The sequence below is a fragment of the Streptomyces sp. NBC_01390 genome (assembly GCF_045040105.1).
Lineage (GTDB): Bacteria > Actinomycetota > Actinomycetes > Streptomycetales > Streptomycetaceae > Streptomyces.
The window spans coordinates 10,562,109-10,577,016 of sequence record NZ_CP109551.1 but is presented as its reverse complement, the minus strand read 5'-3'; the positions used below and the strand labels follow the sequence as shown (position 1 = coordinate 10,577,016).

The 14,908-nt window shown below is 71.5% G+C and carries 13 protein-coding genes; 5 read left to right on the top strand and 8 right to left on the bottom strand.

Annotated features, from left to right (window positions below):
* Positions 1 to 22 precede the first annotated feature (22 nt).
* Positions 23 to 1,450 (bottom strand): PepSY-associated TM helix domain-containing protein, encoded by a 1,428-nt coding sequence (locus tag OG241_RS47155; protein ID WP_405824958.1) that lies wholly within the window; start codon positions 1,448 to 1,450, stop codon positions 23 to 25.
* 208 nt (positions 1,451 to 1,658) lie between these two features.
* Between OG241_RS47155 and OG241_RS47150 the strand changes: the two genes are divergently transcribed.
* Positions 1,659 to 2,300 carry a peptide deformylase gene (locus OG241_RS47150; protein WP_405824956.1) on the top strand — a complete coding sequence of 214 codons (642 nt, stop codon included), beginning with the start codon at positions 1,659 to 1,661 and terminating at the stop codon, positions 2,298 to 2,300.
* 79 nt (positions 2,301 to 2,379) lie between these two features.
* Here the strand turns inward: OG241_RS47150 and OG241_RS47145 are convergent, their stop codons facing one another.
* Positions 2,380 to 3,816 (bottom strand): dihydrolipoyl dehydrogenase family protein, encoded by a 1,437-nt coding sequence (locus OG241_RS47145; RefSeq protein WP_405824954.1) that lies wholly within the window; start codon positions 3,814 to 3,816, stop codon positions 2,380 to 2,382.
* Positions 3,817 to 3,942: 126 nt separating this feature from the next.
* On the opposite strand from OG241_RS47145, the gene trxA reads away from it, so the two are divergent.
* Positions 3,943 to 4,320, top strand: coding sequence for a thioredoxin (trxA, locus tag OG241_RS47140; protein WP_405824952.1), 378 nt, complete (start codon positions 3,943 to 3,945; stop codon positions 4,318 to 4,320).
* A 107-nt stretch (positions 4,321 to 4,427) separates the two neighbouring features.
* Here the strand turns inward: trxA and OG241_RS47135 are convergent, their stop codons facing one another.
* From OG241_RS47135 to OG241_RS47125, 3 genes are all read right to left on the bottom strand, one after another.
* Entirely contained in the window at positions 4,428 to 5,873 is a 1,446-nt protein-coding gene (locus OG241_RS47135) for a benzaldehyde dehydrogenase (protein WP_405824950.1), read from the bottom strand.
* A 225-nt stretch (positions 5,874 to 6,098) separates the two neighbouring features.
* Positions 6,099 to 7,133: a LacI family DNA-binding transcriptional regulator gene (locus tag OG241_RS47130; RefSeq protein ID WP_405824948.1), complete on the bottom strand. Its 1,035-nt coding sequence runs from the start codon at positions 7,131 to 7,133 to the stop codon at positions 6,099 to 6,101.
* A gap of 299 nt (positions 7,134 to 7,432) precedes the next feature.
* Positions 7,433 to 8,125 carry a TetR/AcrR family transcriptional regulator gene (locus OG241_RS47125; RefSeq protein WP_405824946.1) on the bottom strand — a complete coding sequence of 231 codons (693 nt, stop codon included), beginning with the start codon at positions 8,123 to 8,125 and terminating at the stop codon, positions 7,433 to 7,435.
* A gap of 118 nt (positions 8,126 to 8,243) precedes the next feature.
* Here OG241_RS47125 and OG241_RS47120 point away from each other — a divergent pair, with 118 nt between their 5' ends.
* A complete protein-coding gene (locus OG241_RS47120) occupies positions 8,244 to 8,801 on the top strand; it encodes an NAD(P)H-dependent oxidoreductase (RefSeq protein ID WP_405824945.1) in 558 nt (185 codons plus the stop codon).
* Between the two features lie 99 nt (positions 8,802 to 8,900).
* Here the strand turns inward: OG241_RS47120 and OG241_RS47115 are convergent, their stop codons facing one another.
* Complete coding sequence (locus OG241_RS47115; RefSeq protein ID WP_405824943.1) at positions 8,901 to 9,782, bottom strand: LLM class F420-dependent oxidoreductase; 882 nt, start codon at positions 9,780 to 9,782, stop codon at positions 8,901 to 8,903.
* A gap of 69 nt (positions 9,783 to 9,851) precedes the next feature.
* Positions 9,852 to 10,823 carry a TerC family protein gene (locus OG241_RS47110; RefSeq protein ID WP_405824941.1) on the bottom strand — a complete coding sequence of 324 codons (972 nt, stop codon included), beginning with the start codon at positions 10,821 to 10,823 and terminating at the stop codon, positions 9,852 to 9,854.
* 262 nt (positions 10,824 to 11,085) lie between these two features.
* On the opposite strand from OG241_RS47110, the gene OG241_RS47105 reads away from it, so the two are divergent.
* Positions 11,086 to 12,060 carry an alpha/beta hydrolase gene (locus OG241_RS47105; RefSeq protein ID WP_405824939.1) on the top strand — a complete coding sequence of 325 codons (975 nt, stop codon included), beginning with the start codon at positions 11,086 to 11,088 and terminating at the stop codon, positions 12,058 to 12,060.
* A 387-nt stretch (positions 12,061 to 12,447) separates the two neighbouring features.
* Positions 12,448 to 13,506 (top strand): helix-turn-helix domain-containing protein, encoded by a 1,059-nt coding sequence (locus tag OG241_RS47100; protein ID WP_405824937.1) that lies wholly within the window; start codon positions 12,448 to 12,450, stop codon positions 13,504 to 13,506.
* Positions 13,507 to 13,518: 12 nt separating this feature from the next.
* On the opposite strand, the gene OG241_RS47095 is transcribed toward OG241_RS47100, so the two are convergent.
* Positions 13,519 to 14,907, bottom strand: a complete 1,389-nt coding sequence (locus OG241_RS47095) for a glycoside hydrolase family 43 protein (protein ID WP_405824935.1) — start codon at positions 14,905 to 14,907, stop codon at positions 13,519 to 13,521.
* Position 14,908: the final 1 nt, after the last annotated feature.

Below are 14,908 nucleotides of genomic sequence, written 5' to 3'. Positions count from 1 at the left end.
AAGGGAGCCGGGCCGTCCCGTACTACCGCGCCCCGGCCCGTTCCCCGTACGTCCGGTTGCCCCGCCGGTGGTCGATCTCGCCCAGAATCACGTCGACGGCGATGAAGGCGGCCAGCGGAATGCCGAGCAGCGGAACGAAGTAGCCCACCACGGCCACGCCCGCCATCAGCGCCACGAGGAGCAGCGGGGGCACCTGCTGCCAGGCGCCGCGCGGGATCGGGCGGCCGAAGGCGGAGGCCCGGCCGCGCAGCCACCACATGCGGTAGCCCCAGACGATGAGCAGGACGAGCGAGAGCGCGAGGGCCATCAGCGCGAGCTGGTTGACGAACCCGAACAGGAGCCCGGTGTGGGCGTCGATGCCCCAGCGGGTCAGCTTCGCGAGTACCGGATAGTCCGCGAACCGGAGGACGTCGAGGACCTCGCCGGTCGACGGGTCCACGGCGACGGCGTCCTGCTTCTCGGGCCAGCTGCGCTGGGTCTGCCGCACCACGTACGCGGAGGACTCGTCGGCGGGCGGGACGATCTCGACCGGGTCGCCCAGCCCTTCGGCGCGGGCGGCGGCCAGCACCTTGTCGAGGCCGACGCCGTGCTCGCCGGCACTCCCGGCGCCGGCCGCCGCGCCATGGCCGGCGTGCTCGCTGCCCGCCGCGGCCGAGACCGACGGGGTGGCCTGGCCGAGGTTCGTGCGCAGGACATCGATGTTGGCACCCGCGTAGGTCGACCAGGTCAGACCGGTCGCGGAGAGGAAGACGAAGCCGGCCGCGGCCCAGACGCCGACGGTGCCGTGCAGACCGAGGGTGCGGCGGCGTCCGCTGGTGCCGCGTACCTTGCGCTGGGTGCGGCGGCGGGCGAACCACAGCACCAGGCCGCCGCCGGCTATCACCCACAGCCAGCTCGCGGCGAGTTCGCTGTAGAGGCGGCCGTTCTCGCCGAGGTGGAGATTGCGGTGGAACTCGCTGATCCAGGTGCGCAGCGGCAGCGCGCCCGACGACCCGTACTGTTCGAGCGCGCCCTCCACCTTCGCGGTGTACGGGTCGACGAACACCGCGAGCGTGTGCCCCTCGCCGACACCGGGGACGCCGGACAGCATGACCCTCGTCGTGGCGTCGTCCTCGGGTGAGGGGCGCACAGCCGCGACGGTGCCCTCGGGGTGGGCCTTGCGGGCGGCGGCCACCTGCTCGGAGATCGGGAGCTTGGTGTCTCCCACGGAGGACACGGTGAGCTCGTCGGCGTAGACGATCTTCTCGGCCTGGAACGAGGCCGCGTACAGGCATCCGGTCAACGCGGCGACCAGCAGGAACGGGGCGACGAGCAGGCCGGCGTAGAAGTGCAGCCGCAGGACCAGCGGGCGGAGCGTGGCGGCGGCGGACGGCTTCGCCGGGGCGGAGGGTTTCGACGCGTCCGGTGAATCCGGGGATTCGTCCGTCGTGGTCGTGGGAGCGGTGGACATCGGCGGCTTCTCCGGTGGGCTGGGGACGGTGAGCGGGGAAGGGGAGCGAGGAAGGCGGCCGTGGGGGCGGCGACCGACTGCGAGCGGCTACGACAGGGGGGGACGGGTCAGTAGTCGGATCGCCCGGTCGTCGAGTTCCCGCCCCCGCATGTGGCGTACGTCACACAAGAGGGCGCCGGGTGTCGGAAGTGCGTGACATCCTGACGCCATGGCAACTCCCCATCACCCGAGCCCCCTTGCCGACCAGGTCGAGCAACTCCTCGCCGTCGGCGGCCCATTGCCGATCGTCGCCGCCGGCGACCCGGTACTGCGCCGGGCGTCCGCGCCCTTCGACGGGCAGCTCAGCGCTGACTTGTTGGCCCGCTTCGTCGAGGCGCTGCGCGAGACGATGCACGCCGCGCCGGGCGTCGGTCTGGCGGCGCCGCAGGTCGGGGTGGGACTGCGGATCGCGGTCATCGAGGACCCGGCGCCGGTACCGGAGGAGGTACAGGTGGCGCGCGGGCGCGTGCCGCTGCCCTTCCGGGTGCTGGTGAACCCGTCGTACGAGGCGGTCGGCACCGAGCGGGCCGCGTTCTTCGAGGGCTGTCTGAGCGTGCCGGGCTGGCAGGCGGTGGTGTCCCGGCCCGCGGCGGTGCGGCTCACGGGCCAGGACGAGTACGGGCGGGCGGTGGACGAGGTGTTCACGGGGTGGCCGGCCCGGATCGTCCAGCACGAGACCGATCATCTGGACGGCACGCTCTATCTCGACCGCGCCGAACTGCGCTCGCTCTCCTCCAACACGGCCATGACGGAGCGCTGGGCCCAGCCGACCCCGGCACGGGCGGCCGAGGAGCTGGGTTTCACCCTCTGACCGCCCGTCTCCTCCGACCGCCCGACCGCTGCGACTCAGCCGACCGCCCGCCTTGTCTGCCTTGTCTGCCTGCCGGTTGCTACTTCGCGTCCCGGAAGGCTTCCAGTAGCCGCAGCCAGACCTCGCTGATCGTCGGATACGACGGCACCGCGTGCCACAGCCGTGCGAGCGGGACCTCGCCGGCGACGGCGACGGTCGCCGAGTGGATCAGTTCACCCACGCCGGGGCCCACGAAGGTCACGCCGAGCAGGGTCTCGCGGTCCAGGTCGACGACCATGCGGGCGCGCCCCCGGTAGCCGTCGGCGTACAGGCCGGCGCCCGCCACCGAGGCGAACTCCACGTCGACCGCGCGCACACTGCGGCCGGACTGCTCCGCCTCGGCGAGGGAGAGACCGACGGACGCCGCCTCCGGGTCGGTGAAGACCACCTGCGGGACGGCGCCGTGGTCGGCGGTCGCCGCGTGGGCGCCCCAGGGGTCGGTCTCCAGGAGGGGTACGCCGGCCGCGCGGGCCGCGATGGCGGCACCCGCGATCCGGGCCTGGTACTTGCCCTGGTGGGTGAGGAGGGCGCGGTGGTTGACGTCGCCGACCGCGTACAGCCACTCGCTGCCGGTGACCCGCAGGCTGTCGTCGACCGGGATCCAGGCGCCCGGTTCGAGGCCGACCGTGTCGAGGCCGATGTCCTCGGTGCGCGGGGCGCGTCCGGTGGCGAAGAGGATCTCGTCGGCCTCGATCCGGTCGCCGGTGTCCGTGACCGCGACGACGGTGCCGTTCTCCCTGGTCACCGACTGGACCGACGTACCGGTGCGGACATCCGTGCCCGCCTCCACCAGGGCTTCGGCGACCAGTTCGCCCGCGAACGGTTCCATGCGCGGCAGCAGGCCCTTGCCGCGGACCAGCAGGGTGACCCGGGAGCCGAGGGCCTGCCAGGCGGTGGCCATCTCGACCGCGACGACACCGCCGCCGACCACGATCAGGCTGCCGGGCACCGACTTGGCGCTGGTCGCCTCCCGGCTCGTCCAGGGCCGGACCTCGGCGAGGCCCGGCAGGTCGGGCAGTTGGGCGCTGGTGCCCGTGCACACGGCGACCGCGTGTCGGGCGGTCAGCGTCCGCGTCGAGCCGTCCTCGCCCTTCACCTTCACGGTGCGGGGCCCGGCCAGGCGCCCCTGGCCGCGGTACAGGTCGGCGCCGATGCTCTCCAGCCAGCGGAGCTGGCCGTCGTCCTGCCAGTTCGAGGTCTCGTAGTCGCGGTGGGCGAGAACCGCTTCAGCGTCCAGGGGACCTTGGACGAGGTGACGCAGGCCGGGTACCCGGCGGGCGTCGGCTCGCGCGATGACCGGGCGCAGCAGGGCCTTGCTGGGCATACAGGCCCAGTAGGAACACTCGCCGCCGACCAGTTCGCTCTCCACGATCGCGGTGGAGAGGCCGGCCGCGCGGGTGCGGTCGGCCACGTTCTCCCCCACGGGTCCGGCACCGAGCACCACGACGTCGTACACGTTGGTTTCCGTTTCCGTCATGGGGGCCAGTCTGGTGGCTGGCATGGCCCGTGGCGACACGGGTAGGGGCGCGGAATAGGCGGCGGCCGGGCCGTGTTGTGCGAGCGCCACCGGTAACGACCCGACAGCAGGAAGAGGAATCAGGTCATGAGCAGCACCGTGGAGCTCACCAAGGAGAACTTCGACCAGACGGTCACGGAGAACGAGTTCGTGCTGATCGACTTCTGGGCGTCCTGGTGCGGGCCGTGCCGTCAGTTCGCCCCGGTGTACGAGAAGGCCGCCGAGGACAACCCCGACCTGGTGTTCGGCAAGATCGACACGGAGGCGCAGCCGGAGCTGGCGCAGGCCTTCGGTATCCAGTCGATCCCGACGCTGATGATCGTCCGGGACCAGGTCGCCGTGTTCGCGCAGCCGGGCGCCCTGCCCGAGGCCGCCCTGACGGACGTCATCGGGCAGGCCCGCAAGCTGGACATGGACGAGGTCCGCAAGTCGGTCGCCGAGCAGCAGGCCCAGCAGGGCCAGTAGCCGGGTCGGGCTCGCGCCCCGCAGGGGCGCGGCCTTAGGGGCGCGGGGAACTGCGCGACCAGCCACAACGGGCCCGCAGGCGACCGTCCGCCCTTCCGACGGAACCTCTAGAAGGGGTACGGGGCGACATCTCCCCGTACCGTCGTCCACCGCACGTCCGTGAACGCCTCCAGGTTGGACTCGCCCCCGAAACGCGCACCCGTGCCGGACGCGGCAACCCCGCCAAACGGAGCGACGGCCTCGTCATTGACCGTCTGGTCATTGATGTGGACGATCCCCGTCGGGATCCGCTCGGCGAGGTCGAGGCCGCGCGAGGTGTCCCGGGTGACGATGCCGAGGGAGAGCCCGTAGGGGCCGGCCGAGGCGAGCGCGGCGGCCTCGTCGAGGGTGCTGAAGGGGCGTACGGGCGCGACCGGACCGAAGACCTCCTCCGCATAGGCGGGGGTCCGGTCGTCTGCGTCGGCGAGAACCGTCGGCCGGTAGAAGAGGTCCTCGTGCGTGCCGCCCGCCGCGAGCTTGGCGCCGCTCGCCGTGCTGGACTCCACCAGGCCGTGGATCTTGGCGAGTTGGGCGCCGTCGATGATCGGGCCGAGGTGGACCTGGGCCCGGTACGGGTCGCCGACGGCGAGGGCGTCGGCCTTGGCGGCGAGCCGCTCGACGTACTCCCCGTACAGCGACTGGTGGACGAGGTGGCGCCCGGTCGTCATGCAGATCTGGCCCTGGTGGAAGAAGGAGCCCCAGGCGGCGGTGGAGATCACCGCGTCGAGGTCGGCGTCCTCCAGGACGATCATGGCGGAGTTGCCGCCGAGTTCGAGGTGGGCGCGCTTGAGGTGGCGGCCGGCCGCCTCACCGACGGCCCGGCCCGCCGCGGTGGAGCCGGTGAAGGAGATGACCGGGACCAGCGGGTCGGCGACCAGTGCCTGTCCCGCGTCCGGGCCGCCCGGCAGGATGTGCAGCAGGTCCGCGGGCAGGCCCGCCTCGGCGAAGACCGCGGCCAGGGAGAGCCCGCCGCAGACCGCCGTGCGCGGGTCCGGCTTCAGGACGACCGCGTTGCCGAGCGCGAGGGCCGGGGCGACGGAGCGGATGGAGAGGATCAGCGGGGCGTTGAACGGCGAGATCACGCCGACCACCCCGACGGGCACCCGCCGGGTGTAGGACAGCCGGGGCGCCTCGGAGGGCAGTACCTGCCCGGCCGGGCGGGAGGCGAGGGCGGCGGCCTCGTAGCACTCCTGGGCGGCGACGTGCAGTTCGAACTCGGCCTTGCCGGGTATGGAACCGGACTCGCGGACGATCCAGTCGCGCAGTTCGTCGGCGTGCGCGGCGAAGAGGTCCCCCGCCTTGCGGAGCACCCCGGCACGGACGAAGTGCGGGGTGCGCGCCCATTCCCGCTGGGCGGCACGGGCGGCCTGCGCGGCCGGTCCGACGTCCTCTCCGGTGGCGAGCACGACCGTACCGAGCGTGTCGCCGGTGGCGGGCTCGGTGACGGCGTACTCGGGGCCCGACAGGGGACGGGCGGCCTGGGACTGCCAGGTCTTGGGGTCGAGCAACGGCATTGCGGCTCTCCGATCAGTCACCGGCGGGACGCGCGGAGCGAACACGGGTCCCGTTGTGGTTCGCGGCCGTTCGTCAGCCGCGGGGCGGGATGCGGTGATCCGGCGCGCGGCAGAGCAGCACGCGGCGTCCGGTGGTCGACGGCATCCCCACTGGTTGAGCGTGCAACATCCTAGTCACGCCGTACGGGAACCGCGCCGCCCAAGTCGCCGCGTACGTATGCCGGCTCAGCTGGAGTCGCGGTGGACGAGTGCCGCTCCGTGGACGTGATAGGTCTCGGCGTCGGCGCCGGGATTGCGCACCGCGCGGTCGACGAGTTCCGCGAGGTCCCGGCCGGCCGGGAGTTCGATGTGCACCGTGCTCAGCCGGGGCCGCAGCAGCCTGCCGAGGACCAGGTCGTCGGCACCGACCACCGCCGTGTCCCCGGGGACGGTGACGCCCGCGTCCTGCAGGGCCCGCATCAGGAGCATCGCGTACTCGTCGTTGAACGCGAAGACGCCGTCCAGGCCGAGTTCGGGCCAGCGGGCGGCGAGGCGGGCCGCGGACTCCTCCTCGTACGCGAGCGGCAGCACGGTCACCGAGGCGTCCGTGCCCTCCAGCGCGCCGCGCACCCCGTCGAGGCGGGGCTTGGAGAAGACCTTCAGGCCCGGCTCCGTGGGCATGACGACGCCGATCCGGCGGCGGCCCCGGGCGTAGAGATGTGCGCCCGCGACGCGGCCGACACCGGCGTGGTCGATGAGCAGGCTGTGGGCGCCCTCGATGCGCTCGGTACCGAGCGTGACGACGGCCCGGGCGCCGGAGCGCTTGAGGACGGCCACACCCTCCGGTCCGATCCCGCCGACGGGCACGAGGACGGCGGCGGGCCGCAGTTCGGCCCAGGCCCGGGCCGCCTCGTCTCCCCGCAGCCCGACCGAGGCGTACTGGACGACGGTGTAGTCGAGGCGGCTGAGCGCCCACTGGAGTTCGTTGATGAACTGGCTGTAGAGCGGGCCGATCGGCACGCTCGGCGCGGGCATCAGCACCATGCGGCTGTGTCCGGCCCGCAGACTGCGTGCCGCCGCGTGCGGAACGTACCCGAGTTCCTTCGCCGCCTCGTGGACGCGGCGGCGGGTGGGTTCGCTGATCCGGACGGCACTGGTGTTGTTGAGGACGTAGGAGACGGTTGCGCGCGAGACGCCGGCCAGGCGTGCCACATCCGCGCTCGTGGGCACGGAGCGCGGCTGGGGTACCGCCGGGGCGGCCGAATTCGGTATCTGCACCATGACGTACGGCATCTTTGCAGAAGCTCGGGGCATAGTTTTGACCGGGGGAACTTCGCAATCGACCCGATAGCAAAGGCGGTTGACGAAAGCGCTTTAGGAAAGCGCTTTACCAATCCGCCTTTGAAAGATCATTTCTGGTTGCCCCGGACCCGTTGGCCAACTGATTCACAGCTGCTCCCCGCGTTGTCACCCACCGAACGCGCTTTCCGGACAGGCGGAGCCAAGTCCCGGACAGGACGCACCGGTTGACCACCGCCGCACACCGTGGCGCGACCGGCGCAATTGGCCGAAACTCGCGCTCAAAGTGACGGCGTGCCGCCCGCGATCCGGTCGACGAGGTCGATCCAGCCCGCCTCCAGACGTGCCGGCGGCATCCCGCACTGCCTGGTCAGGTGATGGATGAGGGCCGGATCCAGATAACCCATCAGTGTTTTCGCGAGGAGTTCGCAGTCGGCGTCCGGAATCGCCTGACGCAGCAGCATGGTGACGTGACTGGACCGGACCAGGTGGGGTGCGGATGCGAAGCGGCGGCCGGGTTCGCCTTCGGCGGCCAGCTGCAGTTCCAGCTCGTCGAAGGCCCGGCGCAGTACCGCCACCCCGAACGCGCGCAGCCGCTCCACGGGCGGCGCCCCTGGTCCGAGTGGCGGCGGCCCGCTCAGGAAGGCGGCCTGGAGCTTTCGCTCCGAGTGGTCGAGCAGGGCCATCAGCAGGCCGGTGCGGTCCCCGAAGCGGCGGAACACGGTCCCTTTGCCCACCTGCGCCGCGGCGGCCACCGCCTCCATGGTCAGGCCGGCCGCGCCGTGCTGCTCCACCAGCCGCCCGGCGGCCTCCAGCAGACGGGCGCGGTTACGGGCGGCGTCGGCGCGCAGACACGGCTCGTCGGCCTCCCCTTCGGTGCCGACCCCGGTGTCGGCGCCGGCCCCCAGTTCCAGCAGCAGGGGTTCGTCGGTCCGCCGCGCGGGCTTCGGGAGGGGCGGCAGGGTGTCGGACATGAAGGCAGCGTAACGCGTCGGAAGAAAACTGGACCACGGTCCGTTTCACTGGTAGAACTTTAAACGGACCTCGGTCCGGATCGTAACGACGATGTTTCAACCCTCAGTGGAGTCCCCCATGTCTGTTCGTATCCTTGCTCTCGTCGGCAGCCTTCGCGCCGGTTCCACCAACCGCCAGCTCGCCGAGGCCGCTGTGAAGCACGCCCCGGAGGGTGCGGAGGTCGTACTGTTCGAAGGCCTCGGTGACATCCCGTTCTACAACGAGGACATCGACGTGGAAGGCAGCCTCCCGGCCGCCGCCGTCGCGCTGCGCGAGGCCGCCAACTCGGCCGACGCGCTGCTGCTCTTCTCCCCCGAGTACAACGGCACGATTCCGGCCGTCCTGAAGAACGCCATCGACTGGCTGTCCCGCCCGTACGGTGCCGGCGCCCTCTCCGACAAGCCGGTCGCCGTGGTCGGCACCGCGTACGGCCAGTTCGGCGGCGTCTGGGCGCAGGACGAGGCCCGCAAGTCCGTGGGCATCGCCGGTGCCAAGGTTGTCGACGTCAAGCTCGCCATCCCCGGCTCGCTGGTCCGTTTCGCCGAGACGCACCCGTCCGACGACGCCGAGGTCGCCGCGCAGCTGGCCGAGGTCATCGGCCTGGTCCACGCCGAGGCCACGTCCGCCGCCGCCTGATCGCCGTAGCGACACGGGCATAGCGACACGGACATGTGGGGAGGGCCGGAGCCCGTACGGGCTCCGGCCCTCCCCACATGTCCCCTGTCTCCCCCGGCCTCAGCCCAGCTCGGCCGCGCGCCGCACCGCCGGGGCCGCGAACTCCTCGATCCAGGCCGCCTGCTCGCCCGTGCGCGGCGCCAGCATCACCGTCTCGATGCCGAACTTCGCGTACCCCTCGATGTCCCGGACGAAGGCGTCGACGTCGTTCTTGTCCGCCGCGTCGCCCATGTAGAGAAGCGTCCTGGCGATGTCGTCGTACGGGCGTCCCACGCTGTCGCAGTGGCCGCGCAGCACGTCGAGCTTGTGCCCGATCTCCTCCGGGGTGCTGGCGAACAGGTTGCAGGCGTCCGCGTACTGGGCGACCAGGCGCAGGGTCTTCCGCTCCCCGCCACCGCCGATCATGATCTCCGGGCGCGGTGAGCTGACGGGGGCCGGGACGCAGAGGGTCTCGGCGAGCCGGTAGTGCGTGCCCTCGAAGGGTCCGTTGTCGTCCGGGTCCCACATCTGGAGACAGATCCGCAGCGTCTCCTCCAGCCGTTCGAACCGTTCGGCCGTCGACGGGTACGGCACCCCCAGGCCCTCGTGCTCCCTGTCGTACCAGGCCGCCCCGATGCCGAGGGTGGCCCGGCCGCCGGAGAGGACGTCGAGCGTGGTGGCGATCTTGGCGAGCAGACCGGGGTGGCGGTACGTCACACCGGTGACCAGCGCGCCGAGGCGGACCGTGGAGGTGTGGGCGGCGAGGAAGCCGAGGGTCGTGTAGGCCTCCAGCATGGGGTCCTCGGCGCCGCCGTTGAACTCCATCTGGAAGTAGTGGTCCATGACCGTCAGCCGGTGGACGCCCGCCGCCTCGGCCGCGGCGCCGACCGCCGCCAGCTCGGCGCCGAGCGCGGGGCCCCCTCCGGAGTGGTTGAACCGAGTGATGTGCACGCCGAGTCGCATGTCCGTCTCCGATCGCCTTCGTCGAGCCGTGTTCCCACAGCGACGCTAGTTCCTGGAGCGCACACGAAGTCAAGACTGCAGCTGGGCGGCTGCCGCTTCCTCCTGCTTCTTCGAGGCCCGCAGGCTCGTCACGGTCGTGACGGCCAGTACGAGGACGATGAAGCCGAGCGAGAAGGGGATGGAGATCTGCGGGACGTGGACGCCCGACTCGTGCAGCGCGTGCAGCACCAGTTTCACGCCGATGAAACCGAGGATGATCGACAGGCCGTAGCTGAGGTGCACCAGCTTCTTCAGGAGGCCGCCGATGAGGAAGTACAGCTGACGCAGGCCCATGAGGGCGAACGCGTTGGCGGTGAAGACGATGTACGGGTCCTGGGTCAGCCCGTAGATGGCGGGGATGGAGTCGAGCGCGAACAGCACGTCCGTGGAGCCGATCGCGAGCATGACGACCATCATCGGCGTCATGATCCGCTTGCCGTTCTCCACGATGAACAGCTTGGTGCCGTGGTACCGGTCCGCGACGCCGAACCTCTGCTCGGCCATCTTGAGCAGCTTGTTCTCCTCGTACTCCTCCTCGTGCGAGCCGGCCCTGGCGTCCTGGACCAGCTTCCACGCGGTCCAGACGAGGAAGGCGCCGAAGACGTAGAAGACCCACGAGAACGTGGTGATGATCGCCGCGCCCGCCGCGATGAACCCGGCCCGCAGGACGAGGGCGACCAGGACGCCGACCATCAGTACCCGCTGCTGGTACTGCGAGGGCACCGCGAACTTGCCCATGATCAGGACGAAGACGAAGAGGTTGTCGACGCTCAGCGACTTCTCGGTGATGTACCCGGCGAAGAACTCACCGGTGGGTTTGGTCCCGCCGTAGATCAGCAGCCCGAGCCCGAACAGACAGGCGAGGACGACCCACACCACGGTCCAGATGCCGGCTTCCTTCAGGGACACGTCGTGCGGCTTGCGGCCGATGAAGAAGTCGACGGCGACCAGGACGCACAGGCCGACGACGGTCAGCGTCCAGACGGTGAGTGAGACGTTCACAGGTGCTCCAGAGGAAAGATGTGCAAATGGCAGCGTTGTCATAGCCGGCGATCACTTCCACCCCCGCACAGTGAACACCAGGTCATCACTCGGCAAAGTCCCGAGGTCACTGCCGTTGGTACGAGTCCGGGCGGGACCAGGCCCGCCCGGGTAACCCGCCGAACGGCGGGCAGGTTCCGCCGGACGGCGGCGTGTACGGCCCCGCCGGGTGCGCGGACCATCGGCGTACGATCCGCCGCACGCAGCATGAGGAGCAGAGGCAATGACGCTTACGCCGCCGCCGTTCGACCCGGAACTCGCCGCCGTCCTGGAGATGATCAAGGACACGCTGCCGCCCAAGCTGACCATGGACGAGATCGCGACCGTGCGCAACGGGCCCGGCATCGACATGCTGGCGGACATGGACCTGACCTCGGGCGGAGCCTTCGAGGTCGAGGACCGGATCGTGCCGGGCCACGAGAACGCGCCCGACATCTCACTGCTGATCTGCCGGCCGGTCGCCCCGGCGACGGAGGGTCCGCTGCCGGTGATCTACCACGTCCACGGCGGCGGCATGGTGATCGGCAACAACCGTGTCGGCGTGGACGCTCCGTTGCGGTGGGCCAAGGAGCTGGGCGCGGTCGTGGTGTCCGTCGAGTACCGGCTGGCGCCTGAGAACCCGTATCCGGCGCCCGTCGACGACGTGTACGCCGGGCTGCTGTGGACCGCCGACCACGCGGCGGAGATCGGCGCCGACCCCGAGCGGATCGTCATCGCGGGGGCGAGCGCGGGCGGTGGCCTGACGGCCGCACTGGCGCTGCTCCTCAGGGACCGCAAGGGTCCGCGGCCGCTCGGCCAGCTGCTGATGTGCCCGATGCTCGACGACCGCAACGACAGCCCCTCCGTGCACCAGATGGAGGGCCTCGGTGTGTGGGACCGCACGGCCAACGACACCGGGTGGACGGCGTTGCTCGGCGCGGAGCGCGGTGGCCCGGACGTCTCCCCGTACGCCGCCCCGGCCCGCGCGGAGGACCTGTCCGGGCTGCCCCCGGCCTTCCTCGACGTCGGCTCCGCCGAGACGTTCCGCGACGAGGTCGTCTCCTACGCCACCCGCCTCTGGCAGGCCGGCGGAATCGCCGAGCTGCACGTCTGGCCAGGCGGCTTCCACGGCTTCGACGGCTTCGCCCCCCAGGCGTCCCTGTCCCAGGCCTGCCAGTCGTCCCAGCTGGCGTGGCTGCGCCGGCTGCTGGCGGAGTAGGACGACGCACCCCAGACGCCCTGAGACGCCGCCGGCCCCGGGGGCTCCGCCCCGAAGGAAACACACCCCCTCAGGGCCGAGCCCTGAGGGGCGCAGCCCTGAGGGGCGCGGGGAACTGCGCGCCCAGCCCCCACCGAGCCCGCACCAGAAGACACACCCCTCCCCCGCGAACCACCCAGCAGGCAGCACACAACCCCACCTAAGGGGCGCGGGGAACGGCGCGACCAGCCCCCACCGGACCCGCAGCAGAAGACCACCCTGCCCCACGGAGCACCCAGCAGGCGGCACGCAACCCCCCAAGGGGCGCGGGGAACGGCGCGACCAGCCCCCACCGGACCCGCAGACAAGGAACCGCACAACCTGCGGAGCAACTGGCACCATGGGGCCATGAAAGAGCTGGCGGGGCGACTGACCGCACTGGATCCGGACGCCGGCGCCGCCGTCCGGGTCATCGCCTACTTCGATCGGCTGGCCGAACACCGGGCGGGCCTGGAGGCGCTGGTGCGCGGAGTCGCCGTACTGGCGGGGTGCCCCGCGCGGCTCGCCGACGCCGGACGGCGGGTGCGGCTGCGGGTCGAGACCGACGGGCGCCGCCGTGACACCGACCAGCCGCCGGACCCGGCCTGGCCGTCCGCCGCGCTGTCCCCGGACGGCACCCCGGCCCTGTGGCTGGAGCGTGCCGGGGCGCCCACCGTCGTCGACGCGGTGATCCTGGAACGGGCGGCTGCCGCCATCCGGGACGTCCTCGACCGCACCCGTGGACGCGCCCCCGCGACCCCCGCCGACGACCCGGCGCTCGTGGAGACCGTGCTCGACGCCACCGCGCCCGAGCAGGTACGGCTGCACGCGGCCCGGCGTCTGGGTCTGGACCCGGGCGCCCCGGCCCGCGCGGTCGCCCCGCTCGACGGCCCGCCCCGCGTTCTCGCCGCCGGAGAGCCGCGCAGGGCGGACTCACCGGCTCAGGCCGAGCCGGCCGCGCCCTCCGACCCCAGATCCGAACGCTCCCCGCTCCCGCCCGGCCGGGCCGGCGTCGGGCCCGCCGTGCCCGTGCTCGAACTGCCGGGCTCCTGGGCCGCCGCCCGCACCGCCCTCCGGTTCACGGCCGACGGCACCCCGCACTCCCCCGGCCCACGGGTCGTGTACGCCGATGAGCTCGGCGGTATCGGACTGCTCGCCGAGCTCGTCGTGCCGGGGGCGGATCCGCCGCCCGATGTCCAGGCGCTGGAGGCGGCGGTCGCGGACGCGCCCTGGATGCTGGCCACGCTGCACGCCGTGGCCTCGACGGCGAGCCTGCGGGGAGCCGCCGTCGAGGTCAACGTCCACCACTCCACGCTCCAGGACCGGTTGGGCCACGCCGAGGCGCTGCTCGGGTGGCCCGTCCGTACCCCACAGGGCCGGCTCAGACTGCAACTGGCCCTGACCATGCGGCATTTGGGGCGAGGATAGCGGGGTCTGCGCCTACGCCCAGGCGGTCACGGGGAGGAAGGAGCTGTCCTGGCGGAAGGTGTCGGTGCCGTCCGTCACGTCCACCCGCAACTGGTAGTTGTAGTGGCGCAGGAAGTAGCCCGGGTAGTTGTACGACTCGAAGCGCACGGACCCCGACGCGGTGCCCGTCCGGGCGATGAACGTGGCGTCCTTCGCGAAGGTCGACGTACCGTCGTTGGCGTCGAAGCGGGCGCGGAAGTCCCAGTGGCGCAGGTAGTTGCCGGAGCTGTCGCGGAACGAGTAGCCGTTGCCGTCGGCCAGTCCCGCGACGACCGTGAAGGTGGACGCCTGCTTGAGCGCGGTGGTGCTGGAGCCGCTCACCACGGGGAGGTTGAGCAGGGAGGACTGCACCTGCCAGTACCGCGTCGAGTAGTTGACCGACTGGAAGGAGCGCGTGACGCCCTTCGAGAGGCTCGGGCCACCGCTGACCGTCTCCTTGACGACCGTGAAGTGGCGCGCCGTGCCGGAGACCGAGGGCAGCGCCTTCGCGGCGGTCCAGGTGGCGAACGTGTCGTAGCTGTCGCTGTAGTAGTACTTCCCGTCGCCGTAGCCGTCGAAGAAGATCCGCCAGCCGCCGTTGTCGAGCTGGATGACGGACGGGCCTTCGCGGTAGCTGCCCCAGCCGGCCCAGTCACCGGTCTTCTTAATCGTGTAGGGGCCGGCGAGGCTGGTGGCGGTGGCGTACTCGATGTACTTCGTCGTCTCGTTCTTCGGGAAGGCGTGGTAGGTCGAGCCGATCTTCACGATGCAGGTGTCGATGTGGTTCGGTCCGATACCCGACAGCGCCACCGGTGAACTCCACGCCGTGAGTGCGGAGTTGGTGGCCTTCAGCAGATACGGGGTGAAGGTCCACTCGTCGCTGGTGACCGAGCAGGACACGATGATGTTCACGCTGCTGTCGCTGTCGACGAAGAACTCGGGGGCCCACGCCCGGGACAGACCGGCGATCGGGACCGTGTAGTCGTACAGGAACGTCCAGTTGACGCGGTCCGAGCTGCGGGCGAAGCCGATGGTGGTGCTGGTGTCCTGCCAGGTGTGCGTGGTGTAGGTGACGTAGTAGTAGCCGTTGGTGTGCTTGAAGACGCTCGCGTCGCGGATGCGGTTGCTCGGCGGGGTGTAGGCCGAGGACTGCACGAGGCGGAAGTCGGTGGCGTCGTCGGACTGGTAGACGTTCACCGTGCCGTCGTTGCTGTTGAGGAACGGCACGATGGTGTAGCGCGTGGCGGAGCCACTGGGCGGGGCCGCCGCGGCGGCGGTGCCGAGCAGTCCGGGGAGTTCGCCCAGGACGAGCGCCGAGACGGGCAGGGCGGCCAGCGCGCGCAGCAGGCTGCGACGGGAGGGCGTGGGGCGGGAACTGGTCACG